The sequence below is a fragment of the Allobosea sp. genome (assembly GCF_051860145.1).
Lineage (GTDB): Bacteria > Pseudomonadota > Alphaproteobacteria > Rhizobiales > Beijerinckiaceae > Allobosea.
On the sequence record NZ_JBHYEM010000006.1, the window covers coordinates 247,141 to 266,115 of the forward strand.

Genomic DNA, 18,975 nt, shown 5'->3' on the forward strand with positions numbered 1-18,975 from the left:
TTTCACTCATGGCATGTGTCCGGCGTTCAAAATCTCGGTCACTGCAGGACGACGGGGATTTCCGCAGGCGACAGGGCGCTGATGAACTCGATGCCGTCATCGGTGACGTGGAAGACTTCCTCGAATTGGAAGATCGCACCGTCGCGCTCGAGCTTGGGCTCGATATGCAGGATCATTCCCGGTCGAATGATCGTGTCATCGTTCGCGGCGATAGAGGGGGGCTCGGTCACGTCCAGGCCGCCGCCATGACCGATCCTGGAGACGTGCCGATACATCTCGCCGACACCGAGCCTGGCCCAGAATGTCCTGAACCGGCCATAGAGCTCGGAGCATGTCATGCCGGGCCGAACGCCATTGGCGAGCTCGAGCGTCATATCCCGCATTTTCGTGTAGGCTTCGCGCTCCCAGGGCAGCGGCTGCCCGGCGCGAGCGGTGCGGTTCTTGTCGGCGGGATACCCGCCGTAAGTCGCCCTGAAATCCGTCCAGATGTAGTGTCCTTCCGCCAATCTACGCGTCGATGGCGGGCGCCCATAGGCAAAATCGCCGGAGCTGAACAGCATCGCGATGGGATCTGCGCTCTCGGCTCCGTTGAGGAATATCTGAGCCTGCATCCGCTGGCAGAGCTCGTATTCGGGGACGCCGAGCCGCGCTTCGGCGATGGTTCGGTCAAAGGCGTCATTGACGATCTCGAAGGCGATACGCTTGAGCGCAACCTCGGTCGGCGTCTTGATCATCCTGATCTGCCACAGGAGTTCGACGGCGCTCTTGAGGCGACCCGCAGCGGCCAGGGGACCGATTCTCTCGATGATCTCGAGCGAGCCGCGGCCGAGCATCTCCTGGCCGTAATCGACGGCGATGCGGGGAGCGTGGAGGCTGCGGGCCGACTGGATCCGGGCGGCGATCGCGTCCACGGCCTCAGGCAGATAGCCGTCGTAATAGCAGGCCGTAAAATGCCTGGGTTTCAGGGCGACGTTCACGGATTCGCCAAGGCTTCCGAACAGCCAAAGCTCGGTCGGCGACACCACGGCAAAGATGGGGCGCGCCTTGTAGGCCCAGGACAAGGAGGCATAGTCGGTGACGTAGTCGACATTCTTCCTGTCGGACAAGATGATGAAATCAATGCCGGTATCCGCCATCGCCTGACGAATCCTCGCCAGGCGATCCTGCAATTCCGACGCAGCTATCCCGGGGGCCGGGGGCCTCGGCGTCGAAGCCAGCATCAGGCTATGTGTGGAAGGGGTCATTCTGCTTCTCCAACGGCCGGTGCCTTGGCAGGCATCGTCACCGAGACGGCCAGCCGATCGAACGGCGATTCGACGAGACCGAAAATCGAGATGTCGGGCCGGCTCGTCTTCACGCGGTACAGGCGGCGGATCATCGGATAGCCGCTCTGGACCGAGAAAATTCGCTGGGCCTCGCTGGACGCAGGCGCGGCGTCGATCACGAGATGCGTATCGCCGATCTCGATGCCGTCCTGGCGCAAGGCGTCCATGACGAAACGCTCGCCGAACTGGTCGACGACGGCCTCGGGCAGATCCGCCGTGACATATGTCAAGTCGAACATGATCGGAATCGCGTCGGCGTAGATGACTTTGCGCACGCACAGCATCTTCGATCGCGACGGGTCGAAGATGCCCATCGCCGGTTCGCTGATCGTCTCCTTCGTGATTGAGATCAGGCTCATCGAAGGCTCGAAGCCGAGGCTCCTGGCGTTGTCCATCGACGACATCCAGATGTCGAGATCACGCAGGAAACGACGGCGCTCCTTGACGAAGGTGCCCTTGCCTGGGACCGAGGTGAGAAGCCCCTCGGATTGGAGATCGCGAAACGCGCGCTTCACGGTGATCGGGCTGACGCCGAACTCCTCGCTCAGCTGAGCCGTCGACGGGATGGCGCTTCCGGCGGCATATGTGCCGCAACCGATACGCCGCCGGAGCTCTTCGCGAACATTTTCGTTCAGCGACGTCGGCGCCTGTACGAGCGGCTTCGAGATCATCGGCATGGGCCGGTTTCCCTGAGACGGATGACGGCTGACGGCCGGTGGATTGGAGATGACGACAACCTGGGGCTTCCTGCGTTGACAGACCTGGTATACCTAGTATGTATAAATGATAAGTCAACAGGGGAGTGTGAACCAATGCGCGTGACGAGATCAATTCGAGGAGCCGTCCTGGCAGCGGTCTCCGCCGCCCTCGCCATGGTTGTCGGTGCGACCGATCTGCGCGCTCAGGGCGCGCTGCAGGAGATCCTGAAGACCAAGAAGATCGTCGTCGGCATCCACAACGGGAAGCCCTGGGGCTACAAGGGCGAGGACGGCAAGGTCTCGGGCTTCAGTCCCGATCTGGTCCGGGCAGCGTTTGCGCCGATGGGCGTCGATCAGATCGACTTCATCGTTTCCGATTTTGGCGCGCTGATCCCCGGTCTGGTGGCGCGCAGGGTCGATATCGTAGCGTCCGGCCTGTACGTCACGCCGGCCCGTTGCAGCATGGTTGCCTTCAGCGATCCGGATCTGAGCCTGAAGGACGCGATCCTGGTCAAGAAGGGAAACCCCTCGAAGATCCACAGCTACGAAGACATTGCGAAGAACACCCAACTCAAGCTGGGCATTCCGCGCGGCAGCGCCAATGCCGTGAACGCGGTCGATGCCGGCGTGCCGTCCGGCCAGACCTTGCTGCTGCAGGATGGCGACACCACGCTGGGGGCGCTGCTCGCCGGGCGCGTGGATGCAGCATCGTTCTCCGCCCCGTCCGCGATCGCCATCCTTGCCGATCGCAACGTAACGGCCATCGAGCGCGCCACGCCCTTCAAGGGATTCGTGGGGAAGAACGGCCTCGAGCGGGCGGGCTACTCGGCGATCGGCTTTCGTCCCGCCGATGGCGAGCTCCGCGACGCCTATAACAAGCGGCTGGCCGAAATGAAGGCCGACGGCACGGTCGCTGCGATCATGGCCAAATACGGCTTCACGGAGGCCGAGACTGCCCCCGCCCTGAGCCAGGACGCAATCTGCAAGGGCAATGGCTGATCCCTTCACCCAACACAAAGGTGTGCAATGTCGGTCCTGTCGTCCTGCATACGAAGCGTTGCCTGGGCTGTTGCGGCCTCGTCGTTCCTCCTCGCTCCTGGTCATGCGCAATCGATCAAGGAGCGGGTCCTGGCCGAGCGCAAGCTGACGATCGGCATCCACAATCAAATGCCCTGGGGGGTCAGAACGGCCGATGGCGGCGTGTCCGGGTTTCACCCGGACCTGATCAAAGCGGTGCTGGGGCCGGTCGGGATCGAGACGATCGACTTCGTCGTCATGGATTTCGGGGCGCTGATACCAAGCCTTCTCGCCCGGCGCATCGATGTGGTCGCCTCCGGTCTGGCAATCACCCCGCCCCGCTGCGAGCAGGTCATCTTCAGCGATCCCGACCTTGCGATTGGAGATGGGGTCATCGTCAAGGCCGGCAATCCGCTGGGCATTCACAGCTACGCCGATATCGTCAAGAATCCGGCTCTGCGCCTCGGCGGCGGCCGCGCAAGTTCCAACACCGAGAACGCTTTGAAAGCCGGGGTGCCTTCCAGCCAGCTTCAGCAATTCCAGAGCGTCGAGGCGACCGTCTCGGCGTTGCTCGCTGGCCGTCTGGACGCTGTGACCTTGTCGTCGGCAACGGTGATAGCCGCCCTGAACGATCCGAACATCAAGGGCATCGAACGGGCACTGCCGTTCAAGGGCCGTATCCTCGAAAACGGGCGCGAAGCCGCAAACTACGCCGCGATTGCATTCCGCACCGACGACGTCGAGCTCCGGAATATCTACAACCAGAGCCTCCGCGAGCAGAAATCCAACGGAAAGCTCGCGGAGATCATGAAAAAATACCGGTTCACCGACGCGGAGGCGGCGCCTCCCGGCCTGGTCGCAAAAGACCTGTGCCCTGACAATTACCGTTAGATTGGCGTCAGTCGATGAGCTACGCGACCGTCATATCTGAAATATTCAAGGGCTTTTCCATTACAGCGACCGTGGCTGTTATTGGCCTGCTATATGCGATCCCCTTCGCTGTCATATTCGGCACCCTTCAATATTTCGCCAAAGGCTGGCGTCAGACGCTGGTTACGGCGACGATCGAATTTTGGCGAAGCTCGCCGGTCATCGTTCTGCTTTACGCGTTCTACTACTCGTTTCCGGCCTTCGGCGTCTATCTGTCCGCAATCGCGGTCGGCTCGATGGTCCTGGGCCTGAACATCGGTGGATATGGAAGCCAGTCTGTCAGGGCTGCCCTTCAGGCGCTGGACAGAGGGCAGTCCGAGGCGGGGCTGGCCCTCGGGTTGAACCGATTTCTGGTGCTGCGGCTGATCGAGCTGCCTCAGGCGATACGGATGATGATTCCGACATTCATCAATCAGGCCATCCAGTTGGTCAAAGGAACGGCGCTCGTCTCTCTGATAACGCTTACGGACATGACGTTCCGGGCAAAAGAAATAGCCCAGACGCAATATGACCCCTCGACGATCTACACGGCGCTTCTGATTTCCTACTTCATTGTTTGCTACCCGATAACGATCCTCGGTCGCTATGTGGAGCAGACCCTTGGCCGCGGGCAGGGTGGGCTTCGTGAACTTTGACCTTGCATTCGCTGTCGAGATCGTGCCGCGCGTTCTTGACGGGCTCGGCAACACGATAATGGTGGCGATCCTCAGCTCGTTTGGCGCCGCCTTGCTGGGTTTCGCCTGGGAAATGCTGAGGCGGGCGGGGCATGGCGTCGGCTATGTCATCCGCTTCGTCATCGACTTCATCCGCTCGACGCCCATTCTCGTGCAGCTCTACTTCCTGTTCTTCGTGCTGCCGAGCTACGGCATCGTGTTGCCCTCGATGGTGGTCGGGGTTCTGGGGCTCAGCATCTATTATTCCGGTTATCTGGCCGAAGTATTCAAGGCGGGTATCGACGCTGTTCCGCGTGGTCAGTTCGAGGCGGGTATCTCGCTAGGCCTGAGCCGGTTTCTCACGATCATTCTCGTCATAGCTCCGCAGATGCTGCGGAACATCGCAGCCCCAATGGGCGCATACTTTGTTTCCATCCTGAAAGCGACGCCGTATCTTGCGGTCATCGCCGTGCCCGAGATGCTCGGAAGCGCCTTCGACGTCGCCTCCGAGACTTATCGATACGCGGAGCCGATGCTGGTCGTCGGGGTGCTGTTCCTGATGCTTGCCGGTGGCGTGGCCTTTCTCGTTCACCGGCTTGAAAAGCGCGTGACGGCTTTTTCCGCCATGGGGCGACGGTGATGCTCTGAGTTTCGGAGGCTATGGGATGAATGGGGCGAATAGGTAAGTTAAATCAATTGCTGTGCGATCCAGGCGCATGCTGGATCACCGAGTCTGGCGCAGCGAGGGTTCATCGCGGCGGAACATGACAGGGTTTCCGACCGGCGTCGGCCCGACGTCATGCTCCGGCCAGAAGCGCCCCTTTGTCCAGGGAAAGAGACCCTTTGCATAATAGCCGATGCCCGGTGTCCGGAGCATGAGCGGCGTAGCCAGGCCGGCGAAATTGAGCATGAAATGGTAGCCGGATTTGACGACGATGCAGTCGTGATCGTCGATCAAGATTCCGTTGCTTTCGAACGCGGCTGGATCATGGGTGAAACCAGGTTTGCTCGTCACCAGCACCGAAATGCGCTCGTCGATCCGTAGAACGGCCACGTCCCCCAGGGCGGTCAATTCGCCCCCCCGATACGGGCCGCGCATTCTGAACATCCCATCGCCAAGGCTCTGGACGCGCGCTTCCACGTCGAGTGGAGCAAAGCCAGGCGTCATTCTGCCCCCGAGCCGAAATCGGGCGGTTTGGCCTAACCCGACCTGTCGTGCTTTCTCGACGCTGGTGGCATCGGTGACAGGCAATGCGGCTCGCGGCCTTCCTGGATGCGACAAGAGTGCGGCGAGGATCGCCGTGGAATCACCCGGCGCAGCCGCGAGCACCCTGTCGCCCATATCGGCAAGCACATACCGCTCGGAGCCGGCACGGCACGACACGAGGTCCAGCGCGTCGTCGATCGATAGGAGATTATCGACGAATTGATGCCGGCGGAGCCAGAACTCGTCGCCAAGCCGCGAGGCTGCCGCTTGCGCGCTCGCTTCGTGGCCGGCGTCGCTCGTGACGACGACGGCCTGTCCCATGCCTTCATCGTCGAGAAAGCGGAAGACATTGTAGAGTGAAATGTCCCATATGCTTGGGGTTTGAGCTGTGAGTGTCCTCGCCATCTCATGAAGATGATTCAGGGGGCCTGCCGCTGTTTCATTGGCGCCCGGCAGAAGCATCGGAACCTTCACCAGGGTTCGAACCGGCGACAATGTGCCACCCAGGACGCACAGAATGCCGCGAGCGACTTTCTCGCCGCATGCGACGACATCGGAATGGGGGTTCTCCTTGCAGGCGATGCAGATGTCTGTCGCCAACAACATCGCCTCGGTCAGATGCGCGTGAAGGTCGAGGCCGACCCCGATCACGACCGTGGGTCCTGCCGCGGCGCGCACGGCCTGAAGCAGATCGCCTTCCGCATCAGCGACGAGAGTGGTTCCCATCGCGCCATGCAGCTCTAAAGCGATGGCGTCAGGGCTATGTTCGCGGACCGCGGCAACGAGCGTCTGCTTCAGGCCCAGATAAAAATCGTGGTCAACCAGTCCGCTGGGTGGAGCGCTTGCCGAAAACACCGGGATCAACTGCGCACCCGCCGCCTCGAGGATGGGAATCATACCTCCAAGCGTCGTTCCCGAGCCTCGCGCCTCGGTCAAAACCATGCCGCCTTCCACGATCACGAACCCTCCTTCCGGAGTGAGGCTCGGATTGAAGCCATGAGATTCATGGAAGATCCGTGCAACGATCACACGGACAGGCGGCCGAGCGGGAGCGTTCATGCTGAAAATCCGTTCTGGCTGTGGCTATGCGGGAGGGAGACTGGCGTTCAACCCGCGCCGAAGGAGGCTGTGCATTCACCGGGGCGAGATTCCATCGCCGCCAGGCGCTATCGGGAGATTCGGCCGCCGCGTGCCCGCAGCCATTCGACGCCGCCCATCAGGACGAGCGACAGCACCACCATCACGGTCGAAGCCGCAGCGATGACGGGCGTCAGATTGTAGTCGATATCCTCGAACAGCTTGCGCGTGATGGTCTTGCCCTCGACGCCCGAAATGAAGAAGGCGACGGTTGCTTCGTCGAAGGATGCGAGGAAGGCGAAGACCGCGCCCGCTGCAACACCTGGCGCGATGTTCGGCAGCACGACATGCAGGAATGCCTGTGGCCGCGAGGCGCCGCAGTTGAGCGCCGCGAGTTCGAGAGACGGATCGATACGCTGCAGCGCCGCGGTCACCGTCAGCATCACGTAAGGCACCGACAGCATTGTGTGGGCGAGCGCGAAGCCTGCGAAGTTTCCGGTTAGTCCCAGCGGGGCGAAGACCAGATAGAGGGCCACCGCCAGAACGATATGCGGAACGATCAGTGGCGCAAGCGTCAGCGCCTGGATAGCGCGCGCGCCGGGCAGGTTGCCGCGCACGACCGCGAAGGATGCGAGCGTTCCAATAATCGTCGCGGCTGCTGTCGTTGCGAGGGCGATCCGCAGGCTGAACCATGTCGCGCTCATCCAGTCGGTGTCGCTGAAATAGGCCTGGTACCATTTGAGCGTCAGCCCCTTGGGCGGGAACTGGATGTAGGACGCTTCGCCGAGCGACATCGGTATGACGAGAAGCGTCGGCAGAAGCAGGAAGGCCAGGACGAGGGCGACGAACCCGTTGAGGAGCCAGCGGCCGATCGAAGGCGACCAGGATCGCTCGTTTCTGCGGCGCATGGCGGGAGCGTCTGGAAAGCTTGGTATCGTGGAAGCCGACATGTCAGGCGCCCTTTCCAAAGCGCAGGAACCGCTTGAAGATCCCGACGAGCCCGAGGGTTATCGCCAGCAGGACGCCGGCGAGCGCTCCGGCGAAAGGCCAGTTCAACAGCTCCGTCGTCTGCTGTCCGATCAGCGTCGCTATGGTCAGGTTTTGGGGACCGCCGACCAGGGCCGGCGTGACGTAGAAGCCGAGCGACAGGATGAACACCATGATCGAGCCAGCATAAATTCCAGGCAGGCTCAGCGGCAGCGTCACAGCGGTGAAGCTCGCCCATGATCCCGCGCCGAGATTGCGAGCGGCGCGGTCGAGCTCTGGAGGTATGGATTTCAGCGAGGAGAAGATCGGCAGGATCATGTACGGCATCAGGACGTGGGTCATGGCGAGGATGACGGCTCCCTCGGTGTAGAGCAGCCGCAGGGGCTGATCGATCACCCCCCAGTCCTTCAGCGTGCTGTTGACGATGCCGGTGCGCTGCAACAGCACGATCCAGGCATATGAGCGGATGAGCACGCTGGTCCAGAGCGGGATCAGGACGCAGGCCGCGACCAGCATGGCGGCGCGACCCTGCAGCCGCGACATGACGATCGCGACGGGATAGCCGAGCAGGAATGCGAGGAGGGTGACGATCGTCGCGGTCTGGATCGTGCGCAGCAGGATGCGCAGGAAGACCGGCTCCTGCACGATCCGGACATAGTGCTCCGCCGTTGCGGTCGGTGCGAACACGCTGCCCATGAGCAGCTTTCCAATCGGAACGAGGAAAGCGAAGCCGAGCAGCAGGAGCAGGGGCAGGGCCAGGCCGAGGGACAGCCGGCGCGACAGCTCGCCGGCAGTCGAGGTCTCGGATTGCGCGGTCGGTGAGGTTGCCATGGCTCAGCCCTCACGCGGGAACAGGCATACGGCCGACGCATCCAGCGCCAGAAAGGCGCGGCCGCGCTCGGGTTCCGCTACATCACGATGGGAGGACGGCACTTGGACTTGAAGCTGTGTGCCATCGTCCATGCGCACGATCAGGGTCCGGTGCGATCCCAGGAACACCGAGGTCTCGATCTGGCCCGAAATCGCACCCGTCGCGATCGCGGTTACGCCCATGCTCTCCGGGCGCGCTGCGATACGGACGCGCTGGCCCGCCTTGAGCGTGGCGCCTGCCACGATCCGCGACGTCGGAAACGCGATGGTTTCACCGGAGATGACGATGTCGGCGTGGCCGTCGTCGATGCTGTGCACGACGCCTTCGACGAAGTTCATCTTGCCGATGAAGTCAGCGACGAAACTACTGTTGGGCTCATGATAGAGTTCGGTCGGGCTGCCGAGTTGCCGGATGCGGCCCTTGTCCATGACCGCGATGCGGTCGGACATGGTCAGCGCCTCCTCCTGATCGTGGGTCACATAGATGATCGTGACGCCGAGGCTTTCGTGGAGCTTCTTGATTTCGATCTGCAACTCTTCGCGCAGCTTCTTGTCGAGTGCTCCGAGCGGCTCGTCCATCAACAGCACCGGCGGCTCGAAAACCAGCGCGCGCGCAACCGCGACGCGCTGCTGCTGGCCGCCGGAGAGCTGGGCCGGCATCCGGCCGCCATAATCCTGCAGGCGGACGAGCGAGAGTGCCCGCTCGACCCGGGCGGGGATCTCGGCCCTTGGAACCCCGCGCATCTTGAGCGGGAAGGCGACGTTCTGGGCCACGCTCATATGCGGGAACAAGGCATAACGCTGGAACACCATGCCGATTCCACGCTTGTTAGGCGGGACATAAGTCAGGTCGCGATCGCCCAAGGCGATTGAACCGGAGGTGGGCGTTTCGAAACCGGCGAGCATCATCAGCAGCGTCGTCTTGCCGGAGCCGGATGGGCCGAGCAGCGAGAGGAATTCGCCAGCGCGGACACCGAGATCGACGCCATCCACCCCGACGACCGGGCCGAACCGTTTGGATACGGCCCTCAGCGTGATGGACTCGCCCTTGATCGAGGTGGCGCTCGCTGGAGGCCGAAAGGCGTCATTGTTTGGCATCTGATTCATGATCTCGGCTCTGAAACGGTTTTGGGGTGCGCCTTTGTCGTCATCGGCACCAGGCGAGCGCTGTATCAGCTGGTCTAATTTTGACGTTTGATGTATCATTTATAGGGCAGGGCTTGTCAAGCACGTGGCAGAATCGAACTGGCGTTATGGGGAGGATTCGCCTATTTGATGCATCAAACTGCACGAGGATCGCATGTCTGAACACTTGCTCGCGGGGGTCGTTTCGCCCATCGTCCGGCAGTCGAATCTGGGTGAACTGACCTATGAGCGTCTGAAGCAGATCATCGTCGCGGGCTCCTTCCCGCCGAACGAGAAGCTGACGGTTCGATCCGTTGCGGCAGCGCTCGGCGTGAGCACGACTCCGGCTCGGGATGCGATCAACCGCCTTCTGGCCGAAGGCGCACTGGTGAACGAGGGACCCAAGACAGTCGTCCTGCCATCTCTGACGATGGAGACCCTCGACGAGATCGCCGCGACCCGGCTGGCTTTGGAAGGCTTGGCTGCCGAGCGCTCCGTGTTGGCCATCCTTCGAACGGACATCGCCGAGCTCGAGCAAATGCAGAAAGAAATCAATGCCGGGCTCGATCGTGAGGATTATCGCGAAGTCCTGAAGGTCAATCGCGAGTTCCACTTCCTGATCTACAGACGTTCCGGCTGGCCCCGACTCGTCGGTATGATCGAAACGCTCTGGCTGCGCGTGGGACCGTCCCTCAACGGTCTTTATCCCGATTTCGCCCATAACCGGCGCGGCGTCTCCAATCATATGGCGGCGCTGGAGGGGCTGCGCCTGAAGAACGGCGCGAAGGTCAGAGCTGCGATGGAGCAGGATATTCGGGACGGCTATGTGCGCCTGAAGGCCCGGGTCGAAGCCGCGGCTGAGAGCGGGCGGCTCTGAGTCAGGCACTCTTCGATCCCGCGACATGGCGAAGATGCCCGTTGGAAAATTTGCGCCAAATATTTTTGTTGCACCAAACATCAATATAGCATTAGCTCGGTCCAGCCGACGCGGTTCGGCGGTTCTGGATCAGAGACATGACGGCAAGCGACACCGAGGGACACAACTCCGTTGGGCGGCTTTCGAGAGAAGCCTTCGACCGCGCCAGGCGTGTCTTCATTGACGGGACGACCAGGGTCACGATCGAGCGCGACCCGATCCCGCGCTATATGGAGCGCGGGGAGGGCGCCTATCTCGTCGACGTCGACGGACGGCGCTTCCTGGATCTCAACGGCAACTTCACCACGCTGATCCATGGGCATCGTTTCGAGCCGGTCGTCGAGGCTGTCACCCGCCAGCTGCAGTCAGGGACCTGCTTCGCAAATCCGACCTTGGCTGAAATCGACCTCGCGGAATTGGTCTGCGACCGCGTGCCTGGCGTCGAGACCATCCGTTTCGTCAATACCGGTTCCGAAGCCGTCATGTTCGCCATCAAGGCGGCGAGGGCGTTTACCGGCCGTTCGGCGATCGCGAAGATCGAGGGCGCCTACCATGGCGCCTATGATTGGGTGGAAGTCAGTCAGGCCAGCACCCCGGACAATTGGGGTCCCGGCCACGAGCCGGCGGCGGTTCCCTATTATCGGGGCATGCCGGCCTCCGTGCTGGGTGAGGTGGTCACGCTGCGCTTCAACGATGCCGAGCTCGCCGAGGCGTTGATCGGGACGCACGCCGACCGCCTCGCCGCCATCGTCCTCGATCCCATGCCGAGCCGCGCAGGGCTGATCGCTCCAACCCCCGACTTCATCGCGGCGATCCAAAGCGCAGCCCGGCGTCATGGCGTGCTGATCATCGCTGACGAGGTGCTCAGCTTCCGGCAGGGTTATGAGGGGGCCTCTGCGCGACACGGCCTGAAGCCCGACCTCTTCACCTTCGGCAAAATCATCGGCGGCGGTATGCCGATCGGGGCCATCGCAGGCCGCCGCGAGGTCATGAGCGTCTTCGACGCAAATGGAAAGAAGCCGGCCCTGCCGCAGGGCGGTACTTTTTCGGCCAACCCGCTCTCGATGGTTGCGGGCTTTGCCTCGATGCTTGCGCTCGACCATGGGGCGTTCAAGCATCTGGAGATGCTGGGGGATCGATTGCGCGGGCAACTCTTGGCGGCAATCGCCAGGCATGGTGCGCCCTTTACCGTATCGGGGGTGGCGTCGCTGTTCCGAATCCATCCCAAGCCGGCGCTGCCACGCGATTTTCGTGAAGCAACGATGAGTGCAGCCGAAACTGCGGTGATGAACGAGCTGTCCCGAGCCTACGCGACGGCCGGCGTGATCCTGCCCAGCGGCGCGGCGGCCTGCCTCTCGACCCCCATGACGACCGCGGACATCGACCTCGTCGCGTCCGTGTTCGACGAGTTCCTGGCGACCCGCGCCGACCTGATCGAAAGCCTTGCAGCATGACCAAGCCTGCCCCCACCGTCGCGGAAGCGATCGCCACTGCCCTTCAGCGCCACGGCGTCGAGGTCATCTTCGGCCAGAGCCTGCCCTCGGCGGTGATCCTGGCCGCCGAAGCTCTCGGCATCCGGCAGGTCGCATACCGGCAGGAGAACATGGGCGGCGCAATGGCCGATGGCTATGCCCGGATCTCGGGGCGCGTCGCCGTCGTAGCAGCCCAGAACGGCCCTGCCGCGACGCTTCTCGTTCCGCCGCTAGCCGAAGCGTTGAAGGCCAGCATTCCGATCGTCGCACTCGTTCAGGAGGTGGAGCGGCACCAGGTCGACAAGAATGCGTTCCAGGAACTCGATCACATCGCCTTGTTCGCATCGTGCTCGAAATGGACGAAACGCCTCGGCAGCGCCGATCGCGTCGAGGACTATATCGATGGCGCCTTTGTCGCCGCGGCCAGTGGCCGGCCGGGTCCCGTCGTACTGCTTCTCCCAGCGGATGTGCTGCGCGAAACGGCCATACCCTCGAAGCATCGACGCATGGGCAATTACGGACGCTACCCGCTCGATCGCTCGCGGCCGGCCGACGCTGCGATCCGCCGCGCGGCGGAAGCGATCGCAACAGCGCGCCATCCCGTGGTGATGGCCGGAGGCGGCGCTCTTTCGGATTGCGCTCCGAAGGCGCTCGCGAAACTGCAGGATCTCGCGGCGCTGCCGGTTTTCACGACCAATATGGGCAAGGGCGCTGTCGACGAACTCCATCCCCTGTCATGCGGAGTCCTCGGCGCTTTGGTCGGGCCGACATCGCTCGGACGCCACAGTCGTAAGCTGCTCGCAGACGCCGACCTCATCCTGCAGATAGGCACGCGCAACAACCAGAACGGCACGGACAGCTGGCGTCTCGTTCCGCCCGGCGCCGGTCTGATCCAGATCGACGTCGATCCGCAGGAGATCGGTCGCAACTACGAGGCGAGCCGTCTTGTCGGCGACGCGGCCGAGACGATCGAGGCGCTCGTCGAAGCGTTGAAGCGGATGGACCTGACGGCTCGCCTTTCGCATCGGCCCGCGCTGGAAGCCAGAATCGCTGAGGCCTGGCGGCGCTTCGAGACCGCGCGTGCTCCGCTCTCCATGCACAATACCAGCCCGATCCGCCCAGAGCGGGTGATGGCCGAGCTGCAAACCCTGCTGACGCCTGAAACCATCGTCGTCGCCGATGCGAGCTATTCCTCGATGTGGATCGTGGGCCAATTGCGCGCGCTCGCGCCGGGCATGCGATTCCTGACGCCGAGGGGGCTCGCCGGTCTCGGCTGGGGCGTGCCGCTCGCCATGGGCGCCAAGGTCGCGCGGCCGTCATCGCCGGTGGTGGCGCTCGTCGGCGATGGCGGTTTCGCCCACTCCTGGGCCGAGCTCGAGACGATGGTGCGGATGGGCATTCCGCTGACGGCGATCGTGCTCAACAACGGCATCCTGGGCTACCAGAAGGATGCCGAGACCGTGAAGTTCGGCACCTATACCAGCGCGTGCCATTTCGCCCCCGTCGACCATGCCGCGATCGCACGCGCCTGCGGCTGCGAGGGAATCCGGATCCACGACCCCTCCGACATCTTACCCGCGCTGCGAAAGGCGCTGGCCAGGCCATTGCCGGTGCTGATCGAGGTCATGACAGATCCCGGAGCCCATCCCGCGATCTCGCTTTATGACGGCACGCTCGATCACGAGACTGTCGCCGAGCGCGAGCTCGCCTGATGACCGCGCTCCGTCCCGTCGCCGTCGTCTCCGGAGGAAGCTCAGGCATCGGCCTCGCCGTTGCCGAGCATTTACTGGCCTTGGGCTGGAGCGTGGCGATCTTCAGCCAGCAGGCGGCACACGTCGATCGGGCGGGCGCCGAACTGAGCCGTCGCTTCGGCCCCGACTGCGTGTTGGCCGAGACGGTCGATCTCCGCGACGCAGCCGCCGTCGCATCCTTCATCGGATCGGCTACCAAACGCTTTGGCCAGGTGGATGCCCTCATCTGCAATGCCGGCTTCTCACCTAAGAAGCCGACAGGGCGGACGCCGCTCGCCGAGATTCCTCTCGGGGAGTGGAACGACGTCCTGTCGGTCAATCTGACTGGCGCGCTGGTGTGCTGCCAAGCAGTCCTGCCGGGCATGGTTGCGCGCCGCCATGGCCGCATTGTGCTGATCGGGTCAATCGCTGGCCGCACGATACCGCGCATCGCGAGTGCGAGTTATGTCGCGTCAAAAGCCGCGCTGGCAGGGCTCGCCCGCTCGATCGTCTCAGAATATTCGGCGCACGGCATCACGGCCAATACCGTCTGTCCGGGGCGGGTCATGACTGAGATGACCGGCGATCCATCTTCGCCGACCAACCAGGCAGCGCTCTCACGGGTTCCAATCGGCCGTCTCGGGCAGCCCGACGACATCGCGCGAACGGTGGCTTTTCTCTGCGCCCCTGATGCCGACTTCATCAATGGCGCGATCATCGACGTGAACGGCGGCGAGTTCTCACCGTCCTAGCCACTGTGAAACAAGAGGGGGTTGAGCATGCTTACGCGGATGAAGGTGTTTGGACTGTGTCTGGTTGCCGCGGCTGTTCTGTCCAGCGCTGCGTCTGCCCAGCAGCGCAAGGAACTCGTGATTGCAACGACGGGCGGCTTCCAGGAGGAGCAGTTGCGCCGCCATTTCTACGATCCCTTCGAGAAAGCCACCGGTATCAAGGTCGTCGCGGTCTCGGGATCGGATTCGCAGAATGTCGCGCGCGTCAAAGCGATGGCGAGCGCGAAACAGGTAGCCTGGGATCTGTATCAGGCTGGAGAAATCCAATCATCATCAGCGGAGCACCGAGCTCTGAACGAGGACATGAGCGAGTTCTGCACGCGCTTCGCCCAGCGCGACGACCTTTTGCCTGGCGCCTGCAAGGCAAGCGGCGTGCTCGCTGCCTATGGCACGACCTTGCTCGTTTATAACCGTGATCAGTTTCCCAAGGCACAGCCGAGGACCTGGGCAGATTTCTGGAACGTCAAGGATTTTCCCGGTCAGAGGGCGCTACCGAGCTTCAATGATCCGTGGCGGGTTCTCGCGGCGGCGCTGCTTGCCGACGGCGTTCCGGTCGACAAGCTGTTCCCGCTCGATCTCGATCGCGCCTTCAAGAAGATGGACGAGATCAAGCCGCATGTCGGTTTGTGGTGGAAAACCGGGGACCAGAGCACCCAGGGCTTCCGCAGCGGCGAATATGCCATGGGGATGATATGGCAAACGCGGGCCTCGGCGTTGAGAGCCGAGAATCTGCCGCTCGAATGGAGCCTGAACCAGGCTGTGCTTGTCGGCGACCGCTGGGCGCTGATCAAGGGCGCGCCCAATCGCGAGAATGCGCTGCGGTTCCTTGAGTTCTCGCTGAACCATATCGAGGGCCAGGCGAAGCGCTGCGAGACTTCCACATGCACACCGGTGAGCCGCTCCGCGCTGCCGTTGATGAGCCCGCAGGCCCAGGCAGCGCTGCCGCTTGCGCCGGAGGTCTTCAAGGGCCTGATCGTACCCGATGCGGACTGGATCAACGCGAACAAGGCCCGGCTGCTCGACCGCTGGAACCTCTGGCTCCAGCAGTAGCAGCAGATCCAAGCAGGGCGGGTGTTTCGCCGGAATCGAAACGGACAAGTGGATGCCGACAGTCCCGGCAGAGCCGAGGCTGCGGTCAGGGCGGCCTCGCCTGGCGCCCTTTGCACGTCCGTATGGACGCGACTCTCCGACGCATTCTTCGAGGGCTTTGTCATATGCGTGTTTTCGTTTCGAGCCTCTTCCACGAAGGGAACAGCTTCAGTCGACTGACGACCGGCGTCGAGAACTTCTCGATCGTTCGAGGCGATGAGCTGCTCAAGAAGGCTCAGGGTTCAAGCTCTTCGCTTGGCGGCGCTTGTCGTATCCTGGCGCAATCGGGTGCAGAGATCTTGCCGGGACTGTCGGCTGTTTCGGCTCCCGGCGGCCCGGTCGAAGATTCTCTCTTCCGGCGCCTCCGTGACGAGATTGTCGAGGCGGTTCGCCGGTTGCAGCCGGATGGCGTTTATCTCGATCTCCACGGAGCGATGATCACGCAGACCCTCGACGATCCCGAGGGCGATCTCATCATTGCGATCCGCAATGCGGCAGGACCGGGCACGGTCATCGCCGTCAGCCTCGATCTCCATGCCCATGTCACTCCCGCTATGCTTGACGGTGCAGACGTCGTCATCGCTTGCAAGGAGAACCCGCATACCGACTACGACCGGGCAGGCGAGCGGGCCGCGGAACTGATGGTCGAAAGCCTGAACCGCCGCATTGCGCCGGTCACCGCGGCGACCTGGCTACCCTTGATCTTCGGAGCGCAGATGGAGACGGGCCGGGGACCTCTGGCGGTGCTGCATCGACGCCGGCGTGAACTGCTTGCCGCCGATCCCAAGCTCCTCGACATCTCGATTTACAACTGCACGACGCTCGTCGACGTCGAGCGGGGCTGGCAGTGCGTGACGGCCATCGCCGACGGAGATCCCGAAGCGGCAAGAGCCGCTGTCGATACGCTGGCTCGTGACTTCTGGCTTCGGCGCTCCGAATTCGTTCCCGACTTTGCCCCGCTCGCCGAGGTGCTCGCTGACGTTGCCGCCGGCCGATCAGAGAAGCCGGTCATCCTTGGCGACCAGGGCGACAGGGTGCTGGCGGGCGCGGCTGGAGACGGCACGACGATCATAGCGGAGCTGGCGAACAGGTGGCCGATGCTCCGGGCCGTCGTGCCCGTCACCGATCCGGCCATGGTGAAGGCAGCTCAACAGGCGGGCTTGGGAGAAGACGTGATCAGGCCGCTCGGCGGCGGGCTGTCGAAAGGGATCACGCCCTTCCTTGGCACTTGGCGCGTCTCTCGTCTGGGCGACGGGCACTTCATCCATGCCGGCCCTTACCTGCGAGGCGAGCCAGCCGAGCTCGGAGACACGGCCGTGCTTCGATCCCACAACCTGACGGTGCTCGTCACCAGTCTGCCGGGCTTCACGCAGGATCCTGCGGCGTTTCGCAGCCAAGGGGTCGACCTCGCCGAACAGGACGTGATCGTCGCCAAATCCGGCTACCACTTCAAGATTTCCTTCGCCGACATTGGCCGCTGCATCGTCGTCGATACGCCCGGGATTTCGAATTATCGCCCGGGGCTGCTGCCCTTCGCCAAGCGACGGCCGGTCTACCCGGAAGACGATGTCCAAGAGCCGGACTTCGCCGCGACAGTATTCGATCGCCGGATTGCCTGAACTGCCGGCCGACACCTGTCGACCGGGCCAATTTCATTCCAGAACAAAGCAAGGATTCCTGACATGCGTCGAGCACAGCCCTCCACACGGTTCCCGGTCGCATTCCCTACTCGCTCGATCCAAGGGCTGGCCTGTCAGATCGGCCTGAGCCTGATGATGAGCGTAGCGGTCTCTGCACAATCGGGAGAGGTCGTCGTCGCCACGACAGGCGGCGTCTATGACCGCACGCTGAAGGAGATCTGGTTCGAGCCCTTCACCAAAGCAACCGGTATCAAGGTCAGCACCGTAACGGCGACGGATGCCGAGCAGCGTACGCGCGCGCAGGCTATGGTCGGCACCGGGACGGTATCCTGGGACATCATCAACAATGTGGACGTCATCGCCGAGTCGAGCCAGAATCGCGCCTTCACCCGCGATCTGACGCAGTTCTGCGAGCAGTTCGCAGCGCGCAAGGATCTGGTCGAAAAGGCCTGCAATCCCGCCGGTGTTCGGATCTCCCTCAATGCCACGCTGCTTGCCTTCAACACGGCAACATTCAAGGACAGCCAGCCCCGCAACTGGGCTGATTTCTGGGACGTATCACGCTTCCCCGGACCACGCGCGCTGCCGAACCTGAACGACCCTTGGCGCGTCCTGGCCGCCGCACTGCTGGCCGACGGCGTCTCGCCCGACGGGCTCTTCCCGCTCGATATCGACCGGGCGCTGAAGAAGCTCGACCAGATCAAGCCGCAGATTCAGCTCTGGTGGCGTACCGGAGACCAAAGTCAGCAGGGCTTCCGCAATGGCGAATACGTCATTGGCATGATCTGGGGTACACGCGCCAATGCGCTTAAGGCCGAGGGGCAGCCTGCGAAGATTTCTTATGACGGTGCCTTCATGCTCGCCGACACGATGCAGCTTTTGCGTAACGGTCCCAACAGCGAAGGCGCGACAGCCTTGCTCAAATATTTTCTGGACAACCCAGCGATCCAGGCCCGCATTGCGGAGCGCCTGAACGTCACACCGCCCAGCCTGGATGCGATCGCCCAGATGAGCGATGCGGCGCGTGCCAACATTCCAACCTCGCCCGAGGTATTCAGGACCATCGTCAAGCACGATCCCGAATGGATCAACGCCAACCAAGCCAAAATGCTCGACGCCTGGAACGCCTGGCTTCAGCGATAGGGTTTGGCTGGCTCCAATCGTGTCTATTCACTGCGGCGCGCATTTGGGCTCACGCCATGTCACGCGCTGGCGTTCCGCCCAATCGCGGCGCCGTTCAAAGCCGGGCTCTTTTAGTGCGGTGCTCTCAAAGCTGACGAGGCTGGCCGAATAGCCACGTTCCGCGCTCGCGCCGATCTCCGAGCCGTCTGCTCCTGCACCCTACCGAAACAGGATGGCGATGGACGGCTCACCGGCGCGATTATCCCGCATTTCAGATGCGTGATAATCCTTGACATTTGGGTCCGGGTTAAGAATTATCGCGCATC

General features: G+C 62.8%; 17 protein-coding genes. 11 read left to right on the forward strand and 6 right to left on the reverse strand.

What is annotated here, in order from left to right; genetic code table 11:
• Positions 1-38 precede the first annotated feature (38 nt).
• Together ACTIF2_RS13090 and ACTIF2_RS13095 are read right to left on the reverse strand one after the other, a co-directional pair.
• Positions 39-1,244: a M24 family metallopeptidase gene (locus tag ACTIF2_RS13090; protein WP_439497510.1), complete on the reverse strand. Its 1,206-nt coding sequence runs from the start codon at positions 1,242-1,244 to the stop codon at positions 39-41.
• Positions 1,241-2,002: a GntR family transcriptional regulator gene (locus ACTIF2_RS13095; RefSeq protein WP_439497511.1), complete on the reverse strand. Its 762-nt coding sequence runs from the start codon at positions 2,000-2,002 to the stop codon at positions 1,241-1,243. Before ACTIF2_RS13095 ends, ACTIF2_RS13090 begins: the two co-directional genes overlap by 4 nt.
• Positions 2,003-2,023: 21 nt before the next feature.
• On the opposite strand from ACTIF2_RS13095, the gene ehuB reads away from it, so the two are divergent.
• From ehuB to ehuD, 4 genes are read left to right on the forward strand one after another with little or no spacing between them, the layout of a single operon-like run.
• Positions 2,024-3,022, forward strand: coding sequence for an ectoine/hydroxyectoine ABC transporter substrate-binding protein EhuB (ehuB, locus tag ACTIF2_RS13100; RefSeq protein WP_439497512.1), 999 nt, complete (start codon positions 2,024-2,026; stop codon positions 3,020-3,022).
• Between the two features lie 27 nt (positions 3,023-3,049).
• On the forward strand, positions 3,050-3,931 hold the full coding sequence (locus ACTIF2_RS13105; protein ID WP_439497513.1) for a transporter substrate-binding domain-containing protein: 882 nt from the start codon (positions 3,050-3,052) through the stop codon (positions 3,929-3,931).
• A 14-nt stretch (positions 3,932-3,945) separates the two neighbouring features.
• Positions 3,946-4,605, forward strand: coding sequence for an amino acid ABC transporter permease (locus ACTIF2_RS13110; protein WP_439497514.1), 660 nt, complete (start codon positions 3,946-3,948; stop codon positions 4,603-4,605).
• Positions 4,595-5,263, forward strand: a complete 669-nt coding sequence (gene ehuD, locus ACTIF2_RS13115) for an ectoine/hydroxyectoine ABC transporter permease subunit EhuD (protein WP_439497515.1) — start codon at positions 4,595-4,597, stop codon at positions 5,261-5,263. Before ACTIF2_RS13110 ends, ehuD begins: the two co-directional genes overlap by 11 nt.
• An 84-nt stretch (positions 5,264-5,347) precedes the next feature.
• Here the strand turns inward: ehuD and ACTIF2_RS13120 are convergent, their stop codons facing one another.
• The 4 genes from ACTIF2_RS13120 to ACTIF2_RS13135 all read right to left on the reverse strand — a co-directional run bounded on the left by ACTIF2_RS13120 (position 5,348) and on the right by ACTIF2_RS13135 (position 9,871).
• Complete coding sequence (locus tag ACTIF2_RS13120) at positions 5,348-6,889, reverse strand: M81 family metallopeptidase (RefSeq protein WP_439497516.1); 1,542 nt, start codon at positions 6,887-6,889, stop codon at positions 5,348-5,350.
• 107 nt (positions 6,890-6,996) lie between these two features.
• On the reverse strand, positions 6,997-7,815 hold the full coding sequence (locus ACTIF2_RS13125; RefSeq protein ID WP_439497517.1) for an ABC transporter permease: 819 nt from the start codon (positions 7,813-7,815) through the stop codon (positions 6,997-6,999).
• 43 nt (positions 7,816-7,858) lie between these two features.
• Entirely contained in the window at positions 7,859-8,725 is an 867-nt protein-coding gene (locus tag ACTIF2_RS13130) for an ABC transporter permease (protein WP_439497518.1), read from the reverse strand.
• 3 nt (positions 8,726-8,728) lie between these two features.
• Positions 8,729-9,871: an ABC transporter ATP-binding protein gene (locus ACTIF2_RS13135; RefSeq protein ID WP_439497519.1), complete on the reverse strand. Its 1,143-nt coding sequence runs from the start codon at positions 9,869-9,871 to the stop codon at positions 8,729-8,731.
• 193 nt (positions 9,872-10,064) lie between these two features.
• Here ACTIF2_RS13135 and ACTIF2_RS13140 point away from each other — a divergent pair, with 193 nt between their 5' ends.
• From ACTIF2_RS13140 to ACTIF2_RS13170, 7 genes are all read left to right on the forward strand, one after another.
• Positions 10,065-10,766, forward strand: coding sequence for a GntR family transcriptional regulator (locus tag ACTIF2_RS13140; protein WP_439497520.1), 702 nt, complete (start codon positions 10,065-10,067; stop codon positions 10,764-10,766).
• A gap of 137 nt (positions 10,767-10,903) precedes the next feature.
• Positions 10,904-12,259, forward strand: coding sequence for an aspartate aminotransferase family protein (locus tag ACTIF2_RS13145; protein WP_439497521.1), 1,356 nt, complete (start codon positions 10,904-10,906; stop codon positions 12,257-12,259).
• The gene (locus tag ACTIF2_RS13150; RefSeq protein ID WP_439497522.1) at positions 12,256-13,989 is read left to right on the forward strand and encodes an acetolactate synthase catalytic subunit; all 1,734 of its coding nucleotides are present in this window, start codon (positions 12,256-12,258) and stop codon (positions 13,987-13,989) included. The genes ACTIF2_RS13145 and ACTIF2_RS13150 overlap by 4 nt, the downstream gene beginning before the upstream one ends.
• Entirely contained in the window at positions 13,989-14,759 is a 771-nt protein-coding gene (locus ACTIF2_RS13155; RefSeq protein ID WP_439497523.1) for an SDR family NAD(P)-dependent oxidoreductase, read from the forward strand. Before ACTIF2_RS13150 ends, ACTIF2_RS13155 begins: the two co-directional genes overlap by 1 nt.
• 27 nt (positions 14,760-14,786) lie before the next feature.
• Positions 14,787-15,848 (forward strand): ABC transporter substrate-binding protein, encoded by a 1,062-nt coding sequence (locus ACTIF2_RS13160; protein WP_439497524.1) that lies wholly within the window; start codon positions 14,787-14,789, stop codon positions 15,846-15,848.
• A gap of 164 nt (positions 15,849-16,012) precedes the next feature.
• Positions 16,013-17,506 carry a M81 family metallopeptidase gene (locus tag ACTIF2_RS13165; protein WP_439497525.1) on the forward strand — a complete coding sequence of 498 codons (1,494 nt, stop codon included), beginning with the start codon at positions 16,013-16,015 and terminating at the stop codon, positions 17,504-17,506.
• Positions 17,507-17,569: 63 nt separating this feature from the next.
• Positions 17,570-18,670, forward strand: coding sequence for an ABC transporter substrate-binding protein (locus ACTIF2_RS13170; protein WP_439497526.1), 1,101 nt, complete (start codon positions 17,570-17,572; stop codon positions 18,668-18,670).
• Positions 18,671-18,975 lie beyond the last annotated feature (305 nt).